Origin of the sequence: Marinomonas vulgaris, assembly GCF_018145875.1 — a bacterium.
GTDB lineage: Bacteria > Pseudomonadota > Gammaproteobacteria > Pseudomonadales > Marinomonadaceae > Marinomonas > Marinomonas vulgaris.
Genome location: NZ_JAGSSV010000025.1, coordinates 1 through 23027, shown reverse-complemented (window position 1 = coordinate 23027; position 23027 = coordinate 1). Strand labels below are relative to the sequence as shown.

The following is a 23027-nucleotide window of genomic DNA, read 5'->3' as shown; positions in this document are numbered from 1 at the left end:
CAATCAACAGCACGAGCATGGGGTGCTCGGCGTTAAGAATGACTATTATTAAGCTGAAAGGTCGTCAAAATGGATGATCATACTACCCCGAGGAAGGGCACGACTCAAATTGACCTAAGCCTGTTTTAAGCTAATTTGGCGTTTTTTGTAGGGGGTTTAGCAGCAAATAACCAGGACTTAGAGAATTATCTATGGCTGGTGTTTTTCCAAACAGAAAATTCTACTGTTCATTGTGATTTTTCAGAGAATTTCAGTGATTTTTACTTAATTGCAGATTTAATTTGAGAAAAGACCCAAAAAAATTCGCTTTTCTGAGCCCATTCTCGCTTTTCAGTGAGCTGAAGCAGTCGATTATCGGGTTTTCTTAATATCGTCTTGTATGCCGCGGGCACTTCTCGCCCAAGGATTAAGATCGCGAATATCTCTTGGTAAAGTTTCTGCCGCCGCGATGGCTTCACTGCGGTTACGATAAGAACCGTACACCACCACAAACCAGTCTTGGCCATTGTGTTTCGACTTAAAGTAACCAAATGTCTCTATGCTGCCTTGGTCGCGAATAAAGTCTTTGACCGTGCCTTGATTATAGGTACCTAGTAATTGCAGAGTGTAACGGGTTGGGCTTTGGCTTAACCACCATTCTGTTTTATCAAAAGGATCTTGAGGCACAGTCGGCGCGGTTCTTTGGGTGGTCGGTGTCACAACCGGCGTGCTGACGACTGGCGTGTTAATGGTAGGTGACTCTTGCTCCGTTGGCGCCGCTACTCGAGCAGGCGCTTCCGCTCGAATCGGTGCCGTTGAAATCGCTGGCACAGCGACTGATGGCGCAGAAATGGAAGCCGAAGGCGTTGCCGTTCGTATTGGCGTCGTCGAGTTGCTAATCGCTGGCTGAGTATTTCCCGTTGGAATCGCTGGCAAGATGATCTCGCCTTCTTGGCCAATCCTACGCTGCATGGCATCGATGCGAGCAATGGTTTCCGCAGACGATTGCCCTTGTCGTGGGCTCAATGGAATCACAGTACCATTAGTATTGGCTGTTGCTGAATCCTCTGGTGAATCCGAAAACAGCACAGCCACTAAAATACCCAACATGACCACGGACAAAAGTGCCATGTGCGCCAAAGGAAAGCCCATCGCCAAATTAAAACGCCACGGCGATTTAGCTGGTTTGTCGGCGTTGCCCATCATGACCTGGGCAATGTTATTAATTTTCCCTGGAAAACCGCCGGATTCTTGATGAATCTGAGCAATTTGTTTGTCGTTAAAAGGCAGGTTGATACCACCAGCCACAGCGCGCACTCGATGCAATAAATAAGCGCGAGTTTGCTCCAGTGAATAAGGTGACAGCTTGAGAGTATGACTTAACTGTTCGTAACGGGAGCGCTGGTAGGCGTCTAGATTACGCGCCACTGAATGTTCAGTAAACAGCACAACGTGCGGCACAGTTTGACTTTCTGTGGCCAATGACATCATGTCTAGCAACATGCTAACGGCGTCGGTATTGAGCTCTTGGGCGTTATCAATAAGCACCAAGGCCGCTTGACCTTTGTCGTCTAAATCGTGGGCGAATTTCAGTAAGGGGCCAAAAGTCGCTTCATTAGGTGGCTGTTTAAAGTGCCCAGAAAAACCATTGTAAATCGCTTGCAGCAGCTGACCTGCGGTCATAAGCATAGACGCTTTGACATGACTCACCATGGTGGTGTCGTCTTGGTTGCGGGCAAACTCCATTAAAAAGCGACTTTTACCACTGCCTTGCGGCCCTTCAACGACAGACAACAAACTGCTGTAGCGACTTAGATGTTCCAGCAACGCCAGCTGCTGATTGCCTTCTTCTGAAGCAAAATACACCGAGGCGTCTTTCGAACCAAAAGGATCCCTCAATGCCGCTTTTGAAGGCTGATTGAGTGCATCTTCTAGGTCAAACTGAAAGTCTGGCTTCGACATAGGTTGTCCTTCAAAAAAAGTCATGTCTTTTCGACAAGCACGCGTTCTTGATACAAGAACTAGGCTAAATTAGCTTGCGCACTCGCCTCAAGGGCATCTAAAAGACAGGCGTTAAAATCGTCCATCGGAAAGTCTGACGTTACCATCGCATCGCCCATGGACGCCAACAACACCAACCGCAGACTGCCATCGAGTACTTTTTTATCCAACGCCATGCGTTCAATAAAGTTATCTACCGTCATACTTTCTGGCGGTAATACTGGCAAGTGCGCCGCCTTAAAAATAGCCACGGAGCGACTCACGTCTTGTTCCGTGAGGTTGCCCATACGCCAAGACAAATCAACCGCCAACATGCTACCCGCTGCAACGGCTTCCCCATGCAACCAGTTGCCGTAGCCCATTTCCGTTTCAATCGCATGACCAAAGGTATGCCCCAAGTTGAGAATCGCACGGATGCCACCTTCCCTTTCGTCTTGAGCAACCACCTTGGCTTTTGCCAAACAAGAGCGATAAATCGCGTCGCTGATTTTGTCATTATCCAGCGCCATCAGCTCAGGCATTTCTTGCTCTAGCCAATCAAAGAAAGGCGCATCGCAAATCAAACCGTATTTAATCACCTCTGCCATGCCAGCGGACAATTCACGCTGTGGCAAGGTGGTCAGTGTTTGCGTATCGATAATCACCGCTTGAGGCTGATAAAAAGCCCCTATCATGTTTTTACCAAGCGGATGATTCACACCGGTTTTACCACCGACGGAAGAGTCAACTTGCGACAATAACGTCGTTGGCACTTGAATAAAAGGCACGCCGCGCTGATAGGTCGCCGCCGCAAAACCCGCCATGTCTCCCACCACGCCGCCACCTAGGGCGATTACTGTGGTGGTGCGATTGTGCTTAGCATCCAGCAAAGCCGTCATGATAAGACCGTAGGTTTCCAGTGTTTTGTACACTTCCCCATCAGGCAAAATGCAGGTATCGACTTTGTAATCGACCGATAACATGGCCACCATGTCATCAAGGTACAAGGGTGCGATTGTGGTGTTCGTTACTATCATGACTTGCTTGCCGTGAATGGCATCATCAAAGAGGGCTTTTTGCTCGCGAATACCACTACCAATAAAAATAGGGTAACTGCGGTCACCAAGATCGACGGTTAATGTGCGCATTAGGATACAGTGCTCTCCGTGTTGAGATGTCGTTTAATCGCATTCAGCACCTTGTTGGCAACCGATCTAGGATGACGAGCATCTGTTTCTATGACCAAAGTCGCCACCTCACGATAAAGCGGGTCACGAACTTCAAATAATTTGGTTAAGGTGGCTTTAGGATCGCCCGTTTGCAACAGTGGCCGATGGCTACTTTTCGAAGTGCGGTAAAGCTGTTGGGCGACCGAAGCATATAAATACACCACCAGCGCACCTTGACGCAGAATGTCTCGGTTCTCTTCGCGCATCACGATGCCACCACCGGTGGCGAGTACACAATCTTCCGCGGCAGATTCTGTCATCGACAGCAAAGCTTGGGTTTCACGTTTGCGAAAACCGTCTTCGCCTTCTCGTTCAAAAATCCACGGAATGTCTGCACCGGCGTTGTCTTCGATGACTTTATCTAGGTCATAGAAATCTTTTCCCATCGAATGGGAAATCAAACGGCCTATGGTCGTTTTTCCTGCGCCCATTGGGCCTACTAAAATAATATTGGGGGCTTTAATCATTGTATTCAATTACGTCGGAATTAAGCAGATTTAGACTGCGGCCTAGTTAACTGTCATTTGTAGCAGTTTTGGCGTAATAAATACAAGCAATTCAACCTTTTCTTGCTGTTCCGAGCGTCTTTTAAACAGGTTACCCAATACGGGAATTGCGCTTAAAAATGGTACTCGGCTCTCGGTTTCGAAACGTTCTTCGCGAAAAATCCCTCCCAACACTAGAGTTTCTTGGTTTTTCACCACCACTTGAGTTTTCAGTCTGTTGGTATTCAAACTCGGCACGCCATTGATAAGGTCGCCCACAGAATCTTGGTGAATATTCAGGGTTAACAACAGGTGTTCGCCGTCTTTGACAAAGGGCGTCACTTCCAACAACAAAGCCGCTTGACGAAATTCGACGTTAATATTGTCATCACTCACTATCTGGTAAGGTATTTCTGTGCCTGACTCAATGCGCGCCGGCTGCCCTTCTGACGTGACAATTTTCGGCGTCGACATGACTTTCGCCAGCCCTTCGCTTTCCATCATGTCCAAAGTGAAGCCCAATAATCCCGACCCACCTGCACTCGAAAAACTCAAGCTTGTGGAAGGTGTCAAAGCGCCCAAATCCACCGCGCCGCCTAATGACGATCGAACGCCTTCGGACAAGCTAGCTTGCCAATTCACCCCAAATTGCGACTGGGCGGTGCGACTGACTTGTGCGATGTGAGCGCTGATCTCTACCTGCCTAAGAGGCGCATCGAGCCACTGCAGCGTCCTTTCAATTCCTTCAAAGGAGGCACAAGAAAACGCCACGATGGCGTTCGTGCGGTCATCGACGATATAGGAAAGTGTTGGATACAAGGTTTGTAAGTGCCTACCAACTACCTCGGCCTCGGCATGCCTAAGCACCCAATAGGTCGGTGGACAGCTGGAACGAACCTCGCTCTCGACGATGGGCACATGGCGCTTGGGCATCAGTACCGCCACCTCTCCTTGCCAAGTGAGTTGAATGTTAGGTTGCTGCGCCACAGCTTCCATCACATCAACCCATGTCGCTCCCTTAATAGATAAGGTCAGGCTTTCATTGATTTCTGGGCTGATCACCACACTTTTGTCCATTTGCGAGGCCAACCAAGGCAGCACTTCTTGTAAAGGTCGCGCTTCAAAGTACACATCCATCGCGACGACGGGTCGCACCAACAAGGTGGTGACGATGCCTGCCAGCGTCATCATTCGATAAGCACGGTTTAGCCACGCGTTAATCATGGGAACCTCCTGTTTCCATTATGGTGACGGTCGGTTGTGAGCCGTCTTTGGCCATCAAGGTGACGGCACTGGTGGTCACGCGATTCACCGCTAACCCCATGTCGGGCAACCAACTGCCTTCGCGCACCCAGTAGCGCTGCTCTTTATGAGCGATCAAGGCCGCCGTGACGTCCGCAATACGCATGGTAGAGAGCAATTGCCAGTCGGCTTGCACAAAGCGCTCTGCCCCTAAACGACTGGGTAGCCAGTTGTGGTATTCGCGCTGACGTTTTGGCGGGTTTACCTGAAAACCCAGCGTCCCCTGCCATTCGCCATTGGGCTGAAGATGCCAAGACACCGACAACAAAGACAGCGCAAAATGCTCCTCGACGCTTTCCAGTATCCGCTGCCATTGAGCCAGTGAGGCCGCACCGTCAATGTGCCACTCTAATTCATTCTCATTATCTGAAGCTTTAACGGAATACCTTGCCCAAGTCGCCTCTTTAAGTTGCAGCTGTTGTAACGCTTTGACGTAGGTGTGTCTTTTTCGCTCCTGATTCATTTCCTTGTCTCTTTGCGCTGTTTGGCGATCCAGCCTGTCTTGGCTCGCCGATAAAATGGGATACCAAGCAGCGGCTTGTACCACCAGCAACAGCACCAAAGTAGACGCATTAATGCGCAGCAATGTGTGTTTATTCGCTTGCCAATATTGTGATAGAGACATTCACCACCTCCACCGGTTGTGTGGGAGAAATCGCCACACTGCCATGCTCAACCCATTGCCATTGCCAGTTGGGCTGCTGTTGGCGCCAATTTGACAACAAGGGCTCTAGGTTTGACGCAGGTAATAAGAGGCGCAGTTCGGCGCGCTCTTCTTCTCCGACAAGGCTCAACACCCGCACCGAGCGAGGCAGCGCCTGCATCAAGGCTAATATGGCATCCACAAAGCCTTCTTTTTGTGTCGAATGAAACCATTCAGGTTGACTGTTTAACGTGGCTTGTTGAGCGACTTGAGCTGCTTCGGTTGTGTGTTTTAACGATAGAAAATACAGCCCTGCCGCGGTATTCAAGATCAAACTCAAAACCAATAGGCACCACCACAGACGCCGACCCTGTCGACGCCTATCTTGATCCGGCTGATAAACAAACAGGGACTTTTTCTGGCAGTAGCGCCACGTTCTTCGTCTAACTGGCACAGTATCGTCATGCCACTGGCTTTCCGGAACCAGCAAGCAAGTATCAACCTTGGTTTGAAAGGGTCTACGCAATTGCTCAGCCCAGGCGACCGAGCAAGCAAACACGGTTAACCCCGTCTGCTTGCTCGGCAATGACGACTGTTGATAATTCAACATAACCGATTCTGGTGGGGTAAAAGTCGCTTCAGCGGCATAACTTAACGCCGCCAATGGCAGCAATTTGGGGGGAACTTGATGGTCTATTTGATGTTCAGTCACCGACAACCAAGCATCAGGAAGCAAAATCACCAGACGAGATTTAGCTGCGGCATTTATCGACGCTTGTATGGTTAAGAGTTGCTGGTCATCAGGTGCCTCATCAGTTTCGTGAGACAAGTGTGCTATGGCGTTATCCGGCGAACAAATTTCGCATCCTTGAGCCGAATACACTGCCACAAAATAATTGGGCGTTCGCTTCATTTTTCATCCTTGAAATAGTCAGCTAAGTACTTTAAAACCTGTGTTTTTGATCACAAGTTTTTACCAAGATAACACGATTTGGTGCAAAGTTAACCGCCTATTATGTGACCATTTTAGGTATAATGCGTTTTTATTTTTCGTGTTTATTAGATTTCTATGGCAAAGACATTCAAAATTCTTCTCTTACTTGGCGTTATTGGCGCACTGAGCGCCGCCGGCATCACCTATGCCGTGTATTACAACGTAAAAGACCGCATCCCCAGCGTTGCCGAACTCAAAGCCATTGAATTAAAAATCCCTCTTCGTATTTACACGGCCGACAACCAACTGATCGGTGAATTTGGCGATCAACGCCGCACGCCCATTAATTACGACGGCATTCCACAAGGCCTAGAAAACGCTATTTTAGCCGCAGAAGACACCAATTTTTACCACCACCCAGGAGTCGACGTGCTTGGTTTGGGTCGTGCCGTCATGCAATTGATCACCACAGGGCAAAAGCAAGGTGGCGGCAGTACCATCACCATGCAGGTGGCCAGAAACTACTTTTTGTCGTTCGAGCAAACCTACACTCGAAAATTTACCGAGATCTTCATTGCCCTAAAAATGGAGCGAGAGCTCAGCAAGCACGAAATTCTTGAACTGTATGTGAATAAGATTTATCTGGGCAATCGGGCATATGGCTTTGAAGCCGCTGCTCAGGTGTATTATGGCAAAAGCCTCAACGACCTGAACCTCGCCCAGCTCGCGATGATCGCCGGTTTACCTAAAGCCCCATCACGCTTCAACCCAGTGGTAAATCCTTCACGCGCTCTGATACGCCGTAATTGGATTCTACAGCGCATGCTGTCACTGGGCATGATAGATAAGCCCGCCTACCAAACCGCCGTTGAAGCCCCCGTCACCGCAAAGAATCACGGCATCATGCCTGACATCGAAGCCGATTACATCGCCGAAATGGTTCGCTCCGAGTTGTATGACACCTTCGGCGAAGATCTGTACAGCACCGGCATGAGCGTATACACCACCATACACGCCAAGAAGCAACAAGCCGCCAACCGAGCTGTTTTTAACGGTGTATTACAATACGATATGCGTCACGGTTACCGCGGTTCCATCGAAACCCGTGTCGACTTAATCGACGCACCGCTGGAAGAGCAAGAAAGCACACTGCAAGACATTGAACGATTCAAAGACTGGCAAACCGCGCTGGTCATTGATACCAGTGACACCACCGCGGACATGCGCCTCGCCGATGGAAAACGCATCACCTTGTTATGGGACGGCATCAAATGGGCCAAACCTTATTTGAGCGAACACAGCCAAGGTGCCTCGCCTAACGTGGTTGCCGACGTATTGGTACCAGGAGACATAGTGCGCTTACGACCTGATGATCGCTTAGGTTGGGTATTGGCGCAAAAACCTGACGTACAAAGCGCGTTGATTTCGCTCAACAGTAAAGATGGTGCCATCGAAGCCTTGGTTGGCGGGTTCAACTTCTACGAGAATAAGTTCAACCGCGTCACCCAATCCAAACGTCAACCTGGCTCGAACTTCAAACCCTTTATCTACGCCAGCGCACTCGATCGTGGTTACACAGCCGCCAGTATCATCAATGATGCCCCTGTGGTCTTTAACGACACCAACCTGGCCTCAGCGTGGCGACCGACCAACGACGGCGGCAAATTCTATGGGCCAACACGGTTACGCCAAGCACTGTATCGTTCACAAAATATTGTGTCGGTACGCTTGCTGGATGAACTGGGCGTTCGCCCCACATTGGAGTTTTTACGCCGCTTTGGCTTTGATCCCAACGAATTACCGCGCAACCTGTCCCTGTCTTTAGGCAGCGCGAACTTATCGCCATTGCAAATTGCCACAGGGTACGCGGTGTTTTCAAACGGCGGTTATCAGGTGCAACCCTATTTGATCGATAAAGTCACTGACAGAAACGGCGATACCTTGTTCGAAGCCAACCCCGTTACTGTGTGTGTCACCTGTACCTTGCTGGAAAAAAGCCCCGGCGATGAATCACAAATGGGACTTTTCGACACAGTAAAAGGCATTCAAAGCTTGCCTATTGCCCCGCAAGTGCTTGATCCAGAAGTCGCTTACATCATTTATGACATGATGCGCGACGTGATCAAATACGGCACTGGACGACGCGCTCGCGTGTTGCAACGGGACGACATTGCCGGAAAAACCGGTACTACCAACGATGGAAGAGATGCCTGGTTCTCGGGCTTCAATGGAGACATAGTCACCTCGGTGTGGAGCGGCTTTGACAACTCTTCTTCTCTAGGTCGAGGCGAATGGGGTGGCTCTGTGTCATTGCCGCCTTGGATAGATTACATGCGCGACGCCTTAGCCGACACACCATCGTCGTTTGTTTACAAACCATCGTCTTTGGTCACAGTACGAATTGATCCGAAGACAGGTGAACGTGCCCTTCCAGGACAATCCAATGCCATTTTTGAAATTTTTAGAAAAGACCATGTGCCTGCACAGCGCCAAGTAAGCGCGCCACCGAGTATCAACAGCATCAGTAGCGAAGCACAAGAAAACAAGCAGGATGACAACATTCTAGAAAACTTGTTTTAACGCGTTTGCTCTAAGCGTAAAACCGCAGACACAAAAAAGGCGACCCACTTGGAGTCGCCTTTTTTTATTGCTGAAATTAGCGCTTAAGCACCGAAGTGATCAAGATTTTCTAATGGGTAAAAATCTGGGTAAGGCAGCATGGCCACGCCAGAATCAATCGCTGCACGCGCCACTGCTGCAGAAATCACATTAAGCAAACGCGAGTCCATAGGTTTTGGCAAAATGTATTCCTTGCCAAAACTCAATGCTGCACCGCCGTAAGCTTCTACCACATCCGCTGGAGCCGCCTCTTTAGCCAAGTCTTTCAAGGCATGAACCGCGGCAATTTTCATTTCTTCGTTGATCTTAGTCGCACGAACGTCTAGCGCACCACGGAAAATGAACGGGAAGCCAAGCACATTGTTTACCTGATTCGGGTAGTCTGAACGACCCGTTGCCATGATCAAGTCACTGCGCGTTGCACGAGCCAGTTCAGGGTTGATCTCTGGATCTGGGTTAGAGCATGCAAACACCACAGGATTCGGCGCCATAGTAGCCAGCTGTTCGGCAGACAATAGATCTGGACCAGAGACACCAATGAACACATCGGCGCCTTGCATGGCATCGTCTAGCGTGCGCTTGTCCGTATCAATCGCAAACATTGACTTGAACTGGTTCAAGTCATCGCGTCCAGAGTGAATCACACCTTTACGATCCAGTACGAAAATATTCTCACGCTGCGCGCCACAGGCAATGATCAACTTCATGCACGCCGTTGCCGCCGCACCCGCGCCCAAACAGACGATTTTTGCGTCTTCCAGCTTTTTGCCTTGCAGCTCTAGGGCATTCAATAAGCCTGCCGCAGTCACAATCGCTGTACCGTGCTGATCGTCGTGGAAAACAGGAATCGAGCAACGCTCAATCAGTTGGCGTTCGATTTCAAAGCACTCAGGGGCTTTGATGTCTTCAAGGTTAATACCGCCATACGTGTTGGCAATACGCGCAACCGTATCAATAAAGGCTTGTGGACTTTCCGCTTCCACTTCAACATCGACTGAATTAATACCGGCAAAGCGCTTGAACAATAAACCTTTACCTTCCATCACTGGCTTGCTGGCCAAAGGACCAAGGTTCCCCAAGCCCAAAATAGCCGAACCATCAGAAATCACGGCAACTAAGTTGCCCTTACCTGTGTAGCGATAAGCATTTTCTGGGTCTTTTGCAATCTCACGACATGGCTCTGCCACACCAGGACTGTAAGCCAAAGAAAGATCACGAGCGGTCGCGGTCGGTTTCGAAATCGTCACGCTCAATTTACCTGGAACTGGATGTTCATGGTAATCCAGTGCCGCTTGCTTTATGTCTTCTGCCATTGTGATGTTTTCCGTCTATTTGGTGTTTTTAAATTATTTTATTTTAGTATAGCCAAATTAGGCTTTATATTTCGAGCCGACAAAAGCATCGAAAGCTGCGCTTTATAATAGTGCGTAGTCAGAATAATCCATCTACCTAATACTTTAAAGCGTAAAACCATAGGAATATCCTATCAATCTATGACTAAAAAAGTCGCTAATCTTTCGTAAAAGTATTGGACAAGTCATTTGGATGTCTAACTGAAAGCACCCAGGTCGCATAGTTCGAATGTCGGCTTTTTCTTTGATGTTGCCAGCCGCGCACTTCTACGCTTTTGCCTTCAAGGTAAAACACCTTTTGAGCAGGCCAATAATCTACGGCACTTGCTGGCAAGTTGATCACTAGATCCTGATCGGTTTCTAGCCACCAGCCACCTCGGTTCTGAGTAATGGAAGTGATGTTAACACGAGAGATTGCAAAACCAGCTTTTGGCTGCCATTGCAAAGATTGCTGCCATAGCCCTTTATGAGCCCTGCGCGCGGCATCTTCCGATTCCACAAAGCAGTCTTGGTAAGCCAGATTAGGCGGTACAGCAATACGATAACCAAGTCCTTCGGATAATAACTGACTCGCTAATGAAATACGATCTTTATCGAACAAGTAGTACAAGTAGCGCCCGTATCGATCGCGGTCATCTTTTGCTCGCTGAAGGTACACAAACTGGTCTAAACGGGCGCGCAAAAACTCGGTTGCTTGCACCGCATAAGCTTGGTGTTTTTGATGTTTATGATCCAATTCTGGAGTATTGATCCCTACCAAACGCACCTTACGGCCATCGGTCAGATGAATAGTATCGCCATCGACCACTCGTTTAATGTGCGCTTTTTCTACAGGGCCATTTGCCTCACACAGGCCGCTGGCGTGCACCGAACTGACATCGAGCGCCAACCACAAAAACAAAAAAAGCGCCGAGAAAACTGGGCGCTTTTTTAATATGTTCACTATCATGCCACCAATTACTTAGTAGTACGACGTGCTCCGAAACGCTTGTTAAAGCGATCAACACGACCACCAGTATCCAACATTTTTTGCTGGCCTGTGTAGAAAGGGTGACAGTTGCTACATACGTCGATGTGCATGTCTTTACCCGCTGTTGAGTTTAGGTTTAGCGTGTTACCACAAGTACAAGTTGCAGTAAGGGCAGAGTAATTTGGGTGGATATCTTTTTTCATAATAGTTACCTTAAAGTTTGGTGTGCCGCCACTTGATCGATAGATAAATGGGCAATTGCCTCGCCAAGCACCGCACGTTTCGTTGTACAGACATTGTACAGTGGATCCAAGAGTGGCGTATTTTAGGCGTCTATCGACCAATCGGCAACCTTTTTATCAAGCTTGCCTAAAAAATTGTAACTCGCTCCCAGCCGTCACTCTGGCGTACACTGGGCGCTTATTTGTTATCATTATTTTTTATGAATTAAACAGGGTCTGGTTCCACGTATGTCAGAGGCGATGCTTACTCCTTATTCTTTTATCAAAGTCGCTTTGCCAGTGCCAATGCGCACTCTGTTTGACTATAAGGTGCCAAAAGCCATTGCTCTGCGCCACGAATTAAAGCCTGGTATGCGAGTCAAAGTACCGTTCGGAAAAAGCACTCGACTGGGGGTAATAGTCGCGTTAACCAATCACTCCGACTGGGACCCAGAGCAAGTGAAACCGCTCACCGCCATGCACGACGAGCGTCCTGTGATCACACAAGAGCTAATGGAATTGTGTGAATGGGCGGCGCGCTACTATCACCACCCAATTGGTGACGTCATTTTTCACGCTTTGCCGGTGTTGCTCCGTAAAGGAGAAAACGCCGAGTTTCGTACCGAGAACTGGTGGCTCACCACACCTGAAGGGCAACATTTTTCACTGGAAAAATTAAGTCGCGCCCCTCGCCAACAAGATTTCTTAAAAGCGGTTCAACAGCACCCAAACGGCTTAAGTCAACAGACTGTGTCCGTGCTGGATTTAGCGCCTGCCGCCGGAAAAAGCTTAGAAGAAAAAGGCTTACTGCGCCGCGAGCCACGTACATTTAATAAGGGAGGCGAAAAGCACGCTCACCAGACTCAAGTGTTGCCGACACTCAACCCTGAACAAGCCATCGCAACGGAACACCTGCTGGATGCTCGCCACCATTTCAATGTGTCTTTGCTCGACGGCGTCACTGGCAGCGGTAAAACCGAAGTGTTTTTACGCGTCATGGCGCGCTTGATCGAAGACGGTAAGCAAGTGCTGGTGATGGTGCCAGAAATCGGCCTCACACCTCAAACATTGAAACGCTTTGAAACTCGTTTTAATACCGACATTGTCTTAATGCATTCCAATATGAGTGACCGAGAGCGCCTCGATGCTTGGTTACTGGCGGCCAGCGGTCACGCTAAAATCATCATAGGCACACGCTCTGCGGCGTTTATTCCCGCACCAAATCTGGGACTAATCGTCATCGACGAAGAACACGATACCTCCTACAAACAGCACGAGGGCTTTCGTTATCACGCTCGCGATCTTGCCATTAAGCGCGCACAAGCGTTGGATATTCCCGTATTGCTGGCGTCTGCTACGCCATCTTATGAAAGCTTAGCCAACGCGCTACAAAAGAAATTCGCCTGGCTTAAATTACGCAGTCGCGCTGGCAACGCTCTCATTCCTGAGATGGAACGCGTCGATCTGCGAGGAAAAACGCTGATTCATGGTTTCAGCGAACAGGCTCTGGCACACATGAAGCTGTGCCTAGACCGCAAAGAACAAGTGTTGGTATTTTTAAATCGCCGAGGCTACGCGCCAACACTTATGTGCCATCAATGCGGCTGGATCGCCGCCTGCGATCATTGCGACGTGAATCTCACGGTTCACAAGCGCGCCAACAAGCTGCACTGTCACCATTGCGACACACAAAAAGCCTTACTGCACACTTGCCCAGAATGTCATTCGGAGGAGCTCTTTACCGTCGGTGAAGGCACGGAGCAAGTTGAAACTCAACTGAGTACACTCTTCAAAGAGGTGCCCATCTTACGGATCGATCGAGACAGCACGCAACGCAAAGCGGCCATGGCGAAGCTTACGCAAAAAATACACGAACACGACCAAGCCATTCTTATCGGTACGCAAATGCTGGCCAAAGGGCACCATTTCCCAAACGTTACCCTGGTGATCATCATGGACGCCGACGCCGGCTTATTTTCCTCCGACTTTCGTGGTATGGAGCGCACGGCTCAGCTTATTACACAGGTAGCCGGACGAGCGGGACGGGCAAAAAAAGCCGGCCATGTGCTCTTACAAACTTATCACCCTGACCATGCCGCCATAGAATGTTTGTGTAATCTAGGTTACGAGCATTTTGCCATTGATGGGTTAGCCGAACGTAGATCCTTGTCACTGCCGCCTTTTTTTCATCAAGTGATTGTGCGCGCCGAGTCGGGCAACGAACAAGAAGCCATGCAATGGTTGTCTGCCATGCGAAATGACCTTGAACCTTTGTTCTCGAAAGACGTCTATTTGGTGGGCCCTTATGCAGCGATCATTGTTCGCAAGGCCGGACAACATCGTGCCTTGATCTCGCTCAAATCGGCTCAAAGAGCGCCCCTACACCATGCCGTTCAGCTGATGAGCGATTGGTTAGAGCAATCGGCGCGACAACATCGAATTCGTTTCGCAATCGACGTGGATCCACTGGAAACTTACTGACCTTACCCGCATAATGTGCACTTATACATCATGCTCCACGATTAACACGTCAACTTCAAAAGCCAACATTATGTTTAGTCCTATTCTCATCGCCACCAAAGGAAGTCGTCCGAAAAAAGGCGCGACCCGCCGAGCCCCTTCTCCACCAAAACGCAAAACCGCGTGGTGGCTGTGGTTACTCATTCCGATCATTTTACTGGCGTTTATCTATGGTTTAATGCAACTCAACCAAGTCACTCCAGCACCAAAACCAATGCCTGTGGTGACTCCAACAGAAAAAGTCAAACCGGTCCCTGCACCGAAAAAAGTAGAAGAAAAAGCCACAACGGCTCCTAAAAAGGATACCTTTGAGTTTTATCAGATTTTGCAAGACAGTGAAGTGGATACCAGTCACGTAGACGCTTATCAATCGACGCCACGAGGCGAGCAAGATTTCTATTACATGCTGCAAGCGGCGTCGTTTCGTAGTCCAGAAGATGCCGATCGAATGCGCGCTAACCTTATTTTATCGGGCCTGGCAGAAGCCAGTGTACGTAAGACCATTGGTCAAAATGAGCAACCTTGGTATCGCGTTATTTTGGGGCCTTATGAATCGCGCTCAAAAATGAATCGCGCGGAAGATAAGCTTGTCTCTATGTCTATCTCGCCTTATTCCTATAAAGTAAAAAAAGAACAGTAGCCCCTCCTCAAAGGCATACAGAATAGAAAGCCATTTCTGTGTGCCCTTCTCGCTTGAAATCTTCGTGCATGACCCCATTTTGTTAGTAACGAAACTGGAGAACATCATGACAACGATTCTAACTGTACGCAAAGGAAACCAAGTCGTCGTAGGCGGCGATGGACAAGTGTCTTTAGGCAACACTGTAATGAAAGGCAACGCACGCAAAGTACGCCGTTTATACCATGGTGAAGTGATCGCCGGTTTCGCCGGTGGTACAGCGGATGCCTTCACTCTATTTGAACGTTTCGAAGGACAGCTTGAAAAACACCAAGGTCAGCTTGTTCGTGCGGCGGTGGATCTTGCCAAAGACTGGCGCTCAGACCGAGCCTTGCGCAAACTTGAAGCCATGCTGATCGTCGCGAACAAAGAAAGCACCTTAATTATTACCGGAACAGGCGATGTAGTTGAACCACAGCATGGCGCTTTAGCCATAGGTTCAGGCGGCAATTACGCTGAAGCGGCGGCCCGTGCATTGATCGACAATACCGACCTGACCGCCAAAGAGATTGTGGAAAAAAGTCTAAACATCGCAGCGGATATTTGTGTGTTCACTAACCACACCCTGACCATCGAAGATATTACGATTGATCCACAGCTTGAAGATAAATCGGCGTAACTTTCCGCCCTGTGACCCACTTACCTCGTTCCAGAACAAAGAAGAGAATTGATCATGAGCAGCATGACCCCAAGAGAGACGGTTAACGCCTTAGACAACCATATTATTGGCCAGCAAAAAGCAAAACGTGCCGTCGCTATTGCACTGCGCAATCGCTGGCGTCGCATGCAACTGCCCGAAGATATGCGTGCTGAAGTCACGCCAAAGAATATATTAATGATAGGGCCAACCGGCGTCGGTAAAACCGAAATTGCCCGTCGCCTTGCCAAATTGTCTAACGCGCCTTTCATTAAAATCGAAGCAACCAAATTCACCGAAGTAGGCTATGTTGGGCGCGACGTAGAATCCATTATTCGCGACCTCGTTGAAATGGCCATAAAAATGCTCCGCGAGCAAGAAACCGCCCGCTTGCGCGACAAAGCCGAAGACGCAGCAGAAGATCGCATTCTTGATGTTCTGTTACCACCGGCGCGTGGTGGCGATCCTGAATTGCAAGACAACAGCACTCGTCAGACCTTCCGTAAAAAATTACGCGAAGGACAATTGGATGACAAAGACATCGACATTGATGTGGCCGACTCGCCTGCTGGTGTCGAAATCATGACGCCCCCCGGCATGGAAGAGATGACCAGTCAGTTGCAAAACATGTTTTCCAGCTTAGGATCACAAAAAACCAAAAAACGTAAAATGAAAGTCAAAGACGCCCTTCGCCAAGTACGGGATGAAGAAGCCGCGAAACTGGTTAACGAAGACGAGTTAAAAGCACGCGCCGTCGAGGCTGTTGAGCAAAACGGTATTGTCTTCCTTGATGAAATTGACAAGGTAGCGAAAAGCTCTGAGCGCAGTGGCGGCGAAGTTTCCCGTGAAGGCGTACAGCGCGATTTACTGCCTTTGGTCGAAGGTTGTACGGTCAGCACCAAATACGGCATGATCAAAACCGATCATATCTTGTTTATTGCCTCTGGCGCGTTTCACTTGTCGAAACCGTCTGATTTGATCCCAGAGCTACAGGGTCGTTTGCCGATTCGCGTCGAACTCGATGCACTGACAGTTAACGATTTCAAACGCATTTTAGTGGAGCCAAGTGCCTCATTGACCAAACAATATGTAGCCTTGGCAAAAACCGAACACATCAACTTAAATTTCACGGAAGAAGGTATTCACCGCATCGCCGAAATCGCCTTTCAAGTGAACGAGCGCACAGAAAATATCGGTGCACGTCGTTTGCATACGGTATTAGAACGCTTACTGGAAGAGGTTTCTTACTCGGCCAGCGACATGCCAGACGAGCAAACCGTCGATATCACCGCAGCGTATGTAGATGAACAGCTTGGTGAAATCGCCGAAAACGAAGACTTAAGCCAGTACATTTTGTAATTATTAGGATAAAAACATGACCACACCAACGCCAACCCACATTCATTATCATAAACAGTCTCGTGAGTTGGCGCTGGCGTTTACTGACGGACAAGCCTTTCGGCTAAGCGCAGAATATCTTCGAGTTCACTCTCCGTCGGCGGAAGTGCGTGGTCACGGTCGACAAATGCCCATTCTGCAATACGGCAAAAAAAACGTAGCCATTAACAATGTTGAAGGCGCTGGCAACTATGCTCTCAAAATCACCTTTGATGATGGCCACGACACAGGTTTATACTCTTGGGAATACCTGTATAACATCGGTATAAATCATGACGAACTTTGGCAGATGTACCTAGATCGTCTTGAAAAAGAAGGTCAGACACGGGACACTTCTGTCATTCAAATTCACCAAATTTAAACCTACAAGCAAATCACTTATCGGGAAGATTTATGGACTCACTCAGTTTATCGGCACTCAGCGCCATTGAAAGTGCGATTAATCTCGCCCTTAAACAGGATACCCCTTCCCAACAGCGACTGAGCAAATTGGCTGGTCAGCAGGTTTACTTGTATGTAGAAGATTTCTCCTTCATCTTACAAATCCATATTTTAGAACAGGGCGTCATGCTGGATCGCCCAGACAGTCTAGACGACATAGAACTGGACACTCGACTGGACACCTTGGTTCAAGGCCCTAGTTCAGCCTATCGTAAGCTGCTGGATGGTGATGGTTTCTTTGATGGTGACTTGCGTATTCAAGGTAACGCGCAAGCGCTTATGACACTGCACAAAGTCATGCAAAACTTTGACCTAGACTGGGAAGGGTTACTTGCTGACTATATTGGCGACTTACCGGCGGCGACTTTATCGCGACTGCTTCGAGCGCAATGGTCATGGAGCAAAGAATTTACCACTAATTTGCGCATGCAACTGGTTCAACATCTACAAACAGACAGCCAATTACTGCCTAGTAAAATAGAGTTTAATCACTTTGTTGATGACTTAGAACGCTTTGGCACCCTGATCGACAGAGCAGAAGCAAGAGTAAGAATACTCGCCAAAAAGGCGTCTTAATACGATATTAAGGGAATATATTCGGGTGAAATGCTAAGGGCTTTGTTATCAAAGCCCTTCGTTTATCAGTGATTACACTGGGTTGGCTGCTTGATATTGAGCTAAAGCTTTCGTGACCTTTTGTAAGTACATTTGAGTTTCTTTATAGGGAAGCTCTTTGACTAAACGTTGGTACACTTCCTCAGGCGTCAGTTTATTAATCACCGCCACGGCAGGATTGATCACTTTACGACCTTGAGGGTGAAAAACACTCGCCACATTACCGGCACCAGTATTGTATGCCGCTATAATACAGTACAGTCTGCTGCGCTCGTCTTTGATGTTTTTCAGATAGCGAGTGTTTAACAAATGCAAATACCCAGCGCCAAAATCAATGTTTTCTTCTGGTTGAAATAAAACAGATGCTTGAGGGCTTTGATCTTTGTTATTCAATGCTTGGTTGACATCTAGACCAGCAGAGCTTGGCACAATCTGCATCAAACCAAATGCTGGAATGGGAGACTGAGCCAAAGGATTAAAACTCGACTCTGTCTGCGCAATCGCCAAAATGAGATTGGAGTCCACATCATGCTTTTGACTCATAGCAGATGCAGTTGGTAAAAAAGGCTCCGCTCTTTTTACATAGACATTATCAGGTAAATTAATCCGTACACGACTGATGCGTTTGTCCGTTGCGCTTTCTTTTACTTTTGCGGTATCCGTTTCTGCTTTTCCGCTTTTAACAAGCGTATCTAGAGACTCCAAGTCACTAATACTTCCCAGTAAAGAACCTGACTGCTGCGCGATATTAACATTCGTTAAAATAGGGTCTTTCTGTAAAGCTTGATTCACTGTTGTCGATTGTAAAACCAACAGCGCTTTTTCTACATCAGGTGACTGAGCGCTCAAAGACTCAATAACAATTTCATTGTTTTTGTAGTCCAGCACTGTTCTCTGGTCTAGATCGTCCGTGTAAGTCACGTATTGATGTTGACTAGACAGTGTAGTTTTATCGCCCCACTTCATAAGTACTTTATTTTTAAAGGCGGCGTAACGCGCTTTGTACTGTACTTGGTATTCTTTATAACTGGCTTGCTTACTGGCTTTCCACTCATCATAGCTGAGCGCATTAACTTGTAAAACACTCAGACAAAGCAGCAGCACCGCAAATTTAGACGTAGTTTTCATAATATTCACCTAAAATAAAGGGGCTTATTTAGCCCCCTTAGTCTATTACTTAGTGTTTAAGTCGGCCCGAACGGCATCTAATGCCGCATCACTTTCCGCCTTCAAATACTGTCTGTACAACTCTGGAGAATCACCATCTAAAGACGTGTTCAACAAGGCATCAATGTTTTGATCGTAACCTTCTTTGGTTAAACCAACTAGAACATACATGTTTCCAGCTGGACTAACCTGTGTACGATATACACGAGAGTTCGTTATGGTCATGGTCGATAATGTATTCTGAACACGCTCTGTAACGTCCTTGTTAGTATTCACACCGTCGATTGTACTGTCTTCTATAAGACGAGAAAGGCGAGCATTTACTTGTGTTGAAAACTCTCCTGACAAGCGCGCGCGAGCTTCTGTAGCAGCAACATCAGTCATCATGCCAGGTCCAGCGGCTAATTTCTTAGAGTAACCTACCGATTGAATCTCTATGGATTCTACTTGTTGGCTACAAACCCAACCCGGTGCTTCTTCGTTCGGGCTATCAGGGTAATTACATTCACCGTAATCAAGGGTTGTTTTTTCGGCCATACAGCCAGTGAGAGCCACAACTGTACCGACTAGAAGACTTGTTTTAAAAATATTCATTCTCTATTTATTCCTTAAGTTACAAACCGGGGATTTTGATACAAGAACCAAGCACTTCTGTTTCATCAACATCACACTTACCATGATCTAACTTAGCAATATCACCGATCTTAATGTCTTGGATAAGCTCTTTATCTTTAACGTAAACATAAGAACCTGAAGTATCGATGCCTTCTCCAGATATTTCACCTTCTCCTAATAGCATTCTACCCATACGTTCTTCGTTTGTAATCGGAGTGATGGTTCTGGTTTTACGGTAAAACTTAACTTTTGCCCCTTCAACCGCACCAGATTTCTTAGCAATCGTCACACGGAAAAGCGCTTTTGAGGCATCTTCATTATCTCTGCGCTCAAGAACGTATGCTTCAGGAGCCAGGTCATTCAATGTCTCACCTGAGCCAGACTTCACCGCATCTTCTAACGCCTCATTAACCAAACTAGATGCTGTTGCATCGTTAATTGGGCAATTAGAATTACCTGTTTCAGAAGTCATAGTTGCCGACCCTTCGTAATCATAGGTATTAACTAGATCCATAGAAGGGATTTTGTAAGCGCGAACGAATAGTTTAGCCCCGCTAGTGAATCGGCAATATGAGTCTCTTTTATGCCTTTCACCATCTTCATCTACCCAAACATACTCTTTAGTAAAAGAGTGCTTTAGACTGAGATCTGAAATTTTTGTCATGATGGCAATATCAGCGTCAGCAGGACCCGATGTTTGGAACTTACCGGATACTTCTGCAGCTCGTAGCTCATCTTCAAGTTTAGCCGCTAAGGTACGATCAACCAAAGTATTCCCTGACTTTAACAAGCGTTGAGAAAAATCATCATACACGCCAGGCGCAAAGCTTTTGGCAGCACTATCGCTATATTCAACAGCCGATAGGACAATTTTACTGCCACTTCCTTTCATCTGAGCTTTTAGCTCTTCTGATGTTGGAGCAAACTCCGCTTCTGGAACCGGTGTGGGTGTTGTGTCAGCCACTTTAACCGGACCACAGCCAGTAAGAATAACTGTACTAACTGCAACGGCAGCCACTAAAATCTTTTTCTTCAACATGTTTTAAACTCTACCTATTTATTTAGTTTCCATACCGAAGGCCTTCCATAGGCCCTCACTTTTAATTTTCTGCACTGCCATGAATATCGATCCTTTCTTACCCGATTCCATCCCAGATACAGAAGATGCACTTAAAACCCAATGATTCGAAGAAACACTACCGCGCTCATCAATTAGACTTCCTGAAAAATTCATTTTTACAACACTCTGGCCAAACAAAACCAAAGAGCTAAACGTTGTGTCGTATTCAATGGTCAGATCACATTTCGAACAATTCCCAACTCTCAAACCTTGTGATAAAAGATCTGAAACAATCGCTCGGTTAATATCTGCCTGCGGGCCTTTTACCATAACTGTAGGCGCTCTAAGGTTGATCGCTTGGTTAAGCTGATACACCAAGTTACTTGGCATCTCCGTTTCAGTAAGGCCAGAAATCAATGACGCCAAATTATCACCTTCTAAAGCACGTACTGAAAACGCATCAGCAGCAACCCACCACTGAAAGCGGCTTTTTTGCTTGTCAGCTAGTAGCGTGTCTAAATCATTCTGGATCGCCTGATATTGACGCAACCATGCGTCTATCAAGGCCTTTTTATCAACACGGATCGACGTTAAAACACGACCCGATAATGTCTCCGTTCTCACCGTTTCAAAGTGCCCTAAAGAAACCTTTTGGATTTCTGACGACATTTGACGGTCAATATAATCCGACGCAGACGCATTCGTTTCCTGAGTTCTTCTAGACAAGGAGCCGCTTATGGTCGTTTTTAATTTACCAGCGACATTTGCTAATGCCTGCTGATTAGCAACATTTAAAGTACGCCCTTCACCAAAACCATATAACCACTCTGATGTATCCTCTGATGGAGTCGTCCACCACTCAGGAATACTTTCTTTTTTACTTCCGAGAGATTGGCAAGCTGCCAAAAAAATAGAAAAGATTAATACAGGTATTATTTTCATCATTCACCTTTGAAGTAAGCAGCGTATTCATATTGAGTCACCAACATATCGGCTGCCGTTGAAGCGTCTATATCGCCCACAGAAAACACATTAGGCACAATACCTGAACGAAGTGTATTAATAATTTCTGTAGAACCTTCTTGCCCTTGCTCTAATAGACTTTCATTAAGGGCATTAATACCAGCCTTACTTTCTGAGGCATCACCATAGGAGGCACCATACTCAACGTATGTAATAAATTGATTAAAGAACAGACCGGCACGTCCCAATGAGTGACTTTCTAGGTAATACGTTAGATTGGCATTATCTGTACGAATATCATCGTAGTAAGGTGAGTAATCAGAGTATAAGAATTGACCAAGGGATTGCGCAGAAAAAGGCATCTCGGGGTAAAAAGTTTCTTTGAGGCTAATGACCTGATAGCCTTTAATTAAATTATCTTGAGTAGCAACCGTGAGGACATACTTAGAATCTGGATAGTAACGATATTCTAAGCCTTCAACCGTTCTAGATGCCTTAATAACGGTTGCAATTCCAAAAGATTGCTCAATGAAGTTTATATTTCCACCGACTTTAACATTGCCGAGTCGTTCTAATTCGATCGTATCGGTAAACTTAGCAATAAAACCTTCGTAGACTTCAATGGACATTTCTTTAGTATCAGACCATTGACCTATCGACAGCATAACAGCAGCGACAGTAAATACTATGCTTTGCACACGCTTCATTAAACGTGGCTTTTCTTCATGTACAGAGTCCATGTAATTAATTTAATTCCATTTTTTATGTAAAGAAAGTGCATTAAACACCATCTATTCTTTATAAATCAAGAGGAAAGTTCTTTTTTAAACATTAGATGATATAGATAAATACAACAGTCATTCCGTAAATCATGCCTAGTTACCCCAATAATTTGTAAGGTAATGTAGATAAAATATTAAATTTTAAAAATATTCTCTTGAATCTAGTGTTTTATTGTACTAAATTATTTTCAGACAGAGAGCAAAAGGATTTGCGATTCCCCCAGGACGGGGGCTCTGTCCATTCTTCATGATGAACCCGAGCTGCATGGATGCAGTAGAAAACCCCTTCCTGTATTCCAACTTATACATACAGTAACCCGAGCCAAACCTAATTTCCCTTACTGAGCCTCTTATGGTGCCATTTACTTGCGCCTGTCTCGTGCCTCGACGCGTCAGCCTAAATAACACAACAAGAAACTCGTTCATAAGAATCACA

General features: G+C 47.0%; 21 protein-coding genes. 7 read left to right on the top strand and 14 right to left on the bottom strand.

Features of this window, described 5'->3' with window-relative positions; all coding sequences use genetic code 11:
- Positions 1-351: 351 nt before the first annotated feature.
- The 6 genes from J9B83_RS13720 to J9B83_RS13695 are packed head-to-tail and all read right to left on the bottom strand — an operon-like array spanning position 352 to position 6531.
- Entirely contained in the window at positions 352-1941 is a 1590-nt protein-coding gene (locus J9B83_RS13720; RefSeq protein ID WP_211537395.1) for an SPOR domain-containing protein, read from the bottom strand.
- Between the two features lie 59 nt (positions 1942-2000).
- Positions 2001-3107 (bottom strand): 3-dehydroquinate synthase, encoded by a 1107-nt coding sequence (gene aroB / locus J9B83_RS13715; RefSeq protein WP_211537394.1) that lies wholly within the window; start codon positions 3105-3107, stop codon positions 2001-2003.
- Complete coding sequence (locus J9B83_RS13710; RefSeq protein ID WP_211537393.1) at positions 3107-3655, bottom strand: shikimate kinase; 549 nt, start codon at positions 3653-3655, stop codon at positions 3107-3109. The genes aroB and J9B83_RS13710 overlap by 1 nt, the downstream gene beginning before the upstream one ends.
- A gap of 42 nt (positions 3656-3697) precedes the next feature.
- Positions 3698-4897: a type II and III secretion system protein gene (locus tag J9B83_RS13705; RefSeq protein WP_236037313.1), complete on the bottom strand. Its 1200-nt coding sequence runs from the start codon at positions 4895-4897 to the stop codon at positions 3698-3700.
- The gene (locus J9B83_RS13700) at positions 4890-5600 is read right to left on the bottom strand and encodes a hypothetical protein (RefSeq protein ID WP_211537392.1); all 711 of its coding nucleotides are present in this window, start codon (positions 5598-5600) and stop codon (positions 4890-4892) included. Before J9B83_RS13700 ends, J9B83_RS13705 begins: the two co-directional genes overlap by 8 nt.
- Positions 5569-6531, bottom strand: coding sequence for a hypothetical protein (locus J9B83_RS13695; protein ID WP_211537391.1), 963 nt, complete (start codon positions 6529-6531; stop codon positions 5569-5571). Before J9B83_RS13695 ends, J9B83_RS13700 begins: the two co-directional genes overlap by 32 nt.
- 156 nt (positions 6532-6687) lie before the next feature.
- Between J9B83_RS13695 and J9B83_RS13690 the strand changes: the two genes are divergently transcribed.
- Positions 6688-9132, top strand: coding sequence for a penicillin-binding protein 1A (locus tag J9B83_RS13690; protein ID WP_211537390.1), 2445 nt, complete (start codon positions 6688-6690; stop codon positions 9130-9132).
- An 83-nt stretch (positions 9133-9215) separates the two neighbouring features.
- Here the strand turns inward: J9B83_RS13690 and J9B83_RS13685 are convergent, their stop codons facing one another.
- From J9B83_RS13685 to rpmE, 3 genes are all read right to left on the bottom strand, one after another.
- A complete protein-coding gene (locus J9B83_RS13685; RefSeq protein WP_211537389.1) occupies positions 9216-10484 on the bottom strand; it encodes a malic enzyme-like NAD(P)-binding protein in 1269 nt (422 codons plus the stop codon).
- A gap of 196 nt (positions 10485-10680) precedes the next feature.
- The gene (locus J9B83_RS13680) at positions 10681-11472 is read right to left on the bottom strand and encodes a thermonuclease family protein (RefSeq protein ID WP_211537388.1); all 792 of its coding nucleotides are present in this window, start codon (positions 11470-11472) and stop codon (positions 10681-10683) included.
- 8 nt (positions 11473-11480) lie between these two features.
- Entirely contained in the window at positions 11481-11696 is a 216-nt protein-coding gene (rpmE, locus tag J9B83_RS13675) for a 50S ribosomal protein L31 (RefSeq protein ID WP_211537387.1), read from the bottom strand.
- Between the two features lie 267 nt (positions 11697-11963).
- Between rpmE and J9B83_RS13670 the strand changes: the two genes are divergently transcribed.
- From J9B83_RS13670 to J9B83_RS13645, 6 genes are all read left to right on the top strand, one after another.
- On the top strand, positions 11964-14195 hold the full coding sequence (locus J9B83_RS13670) for a primosomal protein N' (protein WP_211537386.1): 2232 nt from the start codon (positions 11964-11966) through the stop codon (positions 14193-14195).
- 70 nt (positions 14196-14265) lie between these two features.
- A complete protein-coding gene (locus tag J9B83_RS13665) occupies positions 14266-14874 on the top strand; it encodes an SPOR domain-containing protein (protein WP_211537385.1) in 609 nt (202 codons plus the stop codon).
- A 106-nt stretch (positions 14875-14980) separates the two neighbouring features.
- Positions 14981-15532, top strand: coding sequence for an ATP-dependent protease subunit HslV (gene hslV, locus J9B83_RS13660; RefSeq protein WP_211537384.1), 552 nt, complete (start codon positions 14981-14983; stop codon positions 15530-15532).
- Between the two features lie 54 nt (positions 15533-15586).
- A complete protein-coding gene (gene hslU / locus J9B83_RS13655; protein ID WP_211537383.1) occupies positions 15587-16909 on the top strand; it encodes an ATP-dependent protease ATPase subunit HslU in 1323 nt (440 codons plus the stop codon).
- Positions 16910-16925: 16 nt separating this feature from the next.
- On the top strand, positions 16926-17309 hold the full coding sequence (locus J9B83_RS13650) for a gamma-butyrobetaine hydroxylase-like domain-containing protein (RefSeq protein WP_211537382.1): 384 nt from the start codon (positions 16926-16928) through the stop codon (positions 17307-17309).
- Positions 17310-17341: 32 nt separating this feature from the next.
- Entirely contained in the window at positions 17342-17965 is a 624-nt protein-coding gene (locus J9B83_RS13645; protein ID WP_211537381.1) for a ubiquinone biosynthesis accessory factor UbiJ, read from the top strand.
- Between the two features lie 72 nt (positions 17966-18037).
- Here the strand turns inward: J9B83_RS13645 and J9B83_RS13640 are convergent, their stop codons facing one another.
- Genes J9B83_RS13640 through J9B83_RS13620 form a run of 5 tightly spaced genes read right to left on the bottom strand, consistent with a single transcriptional unit; the run spans position 18038 to position 22549 of the window.
- A complete protein-coding gene (locus J9B83_RS13640; protein ID WP_211537380.1) occupies positions 18038-19132 on the bottom strand; it encodes a murein transglycosylase domain-containing protein in 1095 nt (364 codons plus the stop codon).
- Between the two features lie 45 nt (positions 19133-19177).
- Positions 19178-19765, bottom strand: coding sequence for an LPP20 family lipoprotein (locus J9B83_RS13635; protein WP_211537379.1), 588 nt, complete (start codon positions 19763-19765; stop codon positions 19178-19180).
- 19 nt (positions 19766-19784) lie between these two features.
- Positions 19785-20825 carry a hypothetical protein gene (locus J9B83_RS13630; protein WP_211537378.1) on the bottom strand — a complete coding sequence of 347 codons (1041 nt, stop codon included), beginning with the start codon at positions 20823-20825 and terminating at the stop codon, positions 19785-19787.
- A gap of 18 nt (positions 20826-20843) precedes the next feature.
- The gene (locus J9B83_RS13625) at positions 20844-21788 is read right to left on the bottom strand and encodes an LPP20 family lipoprotein (protein ID WP_211537377.1); all 945 of its coding nucleotides are present in this window, start codon (positions 21786-21788) and stop codon (positions 20844-20846) included.
- Positions 21788-22549 carry an ETEC_3214 domain-containing protein gene (locus tag J9B83_RS13620; RefSeq protein ID WP_211537376.1) on the bottom strand — a complete coding sequence of 254 codons (762 nt, stop codon included), beginning with the start codon at positions 22547-22549 and terminating at the stop codon, positions 21788-21790. The genes J9B83_RS13625 and J9B83_RS13620 overlap by 1 nt, the downstream gene beginning before the upstream one ends.
- Between the last annotated feature and the right edge of the window lie 478 nt (positions 22550-23027).

Coding starts and splice junctions, on each gene's coding strand:
- J9B83_RS13720 (WP_211537395.1), bottom strand. CDS start 1,941: ATGTCGAAGCCAGACTTTCAGTTTGACCTAGAAGATGCACTCAATCAG.
- aroB (WP_211537394.1), bottom strand. CDS start 3,107: ATGCGCACATTAACCGTCGATCTTGGTGACCGCAGTTACCCTATTTTT.
- J9B83_RS13710 (WP_211537393.1), bottom strand. CDS start 3,655: ATGATTAAAGCCCCCAATATTATTTTAGTAGGCCCAATGGGCGCAGGA.
- J9B83_RS13705 (WP_236037313.1), bottom strand. CDS start 4,897: ATGATTAACGCGTGGCTAAACCGTGCTTATCGAATGATGACGCTGGCA.
- J9B83_RS13700 (WP_211537392.1), bottom strand. CDS start 5,600: ATGTCTCTATCACAATATTGGCAAGCGAATAAACACACATTGCTGCGC.
- J9B83_RS13695 (WP_211537391.1), bottom strand. CDS start 6,531: ATGAAGCGAACGCCCAATTATTTTGTGGCAGTGTATTCGGCTCAAGGA.
- J9B83_RS13690 (WP_211537390.1), top strand. CDS start 6,688: ATGGCAAAGACATTCAAAATTCTTCTCTTACTTGGCGTTATTGGCGCA.
- J9B83_RS13685 (WP_211537389.1), bottom strand. CDS start 10,484: ATGGCAGAAGACATAAAGCAAGCGGCACTGGATTACCATGAACATCCA.
- J9B83_RS13680 (WP_211537388.1), bottom strand. CDS start 11,472: ATGATAGTGAACATATTAAAAAAGCGCCCAGTTTTCTCGGCGCTTTTT.
- rpmE (WP_211537387.1), bottom strand. CDS start 11,696: ATGAAAAAAGATATCCACCCAAATTACTCTGCCCTTACTGCAACTTGT.
- J9B83_RS13670 (WP_211537386.1), top strand. CDS start 11,964: ATGTCAGAGGCGATGCTTACTCCTTATTCTTTTATCAAAGTCGCTTTG.
- J9B83_RS13665 (WP_211537385.1), top strand. CDS start 14,266: ATGTTTAGTCCTATTCTCATCGCCACCAAAGGAAGTCGTCCGAAAAAA.
- hslV (WP_211537384.1), top strand. CDS start 14,981: ATGACAACGATTCTAACTGTACGCAAAGGAAACCAAGTCGTCGTAGGC.
- hslU (WP_211537383.1), top strand. CDS start 15,587: ATGAGCAGCATGACCCCAAGAGAGACGGTTAACGCCTTAGACAACCAT.
- J9B83_RS13650 (WP_211537382.1), top strand. CDS start 16,926: ATGACCACACCAACGCCAACCCACATTCATTATCATAAACAGTCTCGT.
- J9B83_RS13645 (WP_211537381.1), top strand. CDS start 17,342: ATGGACTCACTCAGTTTATCGGCACTCAGCGCCATTGAAAGTGCGATT.
- J9B83_RS13640 (WP_211537380.1), bottom strand. CDS start 19,132: ATGAAAACTACGTCTAAATTTGCGGTGCTGCTGCTTTGTCTGAGTGTT.
- J9B83_RS13635 (WP_211537379.1), bottom strand. CDS start 19,765: ATGAATATTTTTAAAACAAGTCTTCTAGTCGGTACAGTTGTGGCTCTC.
- J9B83_RS13630 (WP_211537378.1), bottom strand. CDS start 20,825: ATGTTGAAGAAAAAGATTTTAGTGGCTGCCGTTGCAGTTAGTACAGTT.
- J9B83_RS13625 (WP_211537377.1), bottom strand. CDS start 21,788: ATGAAAATAATACCTGTATTAATCTTTTCTATTTTTTTGGCAGCTTGC.
- J9B83_RS13620 (WP_211537376.1), bottom strand. CDS start 22,549: ATGGACTCTGTACATGAAGAAAAGCCACGTTTAATGAAGCGTGTGCAA.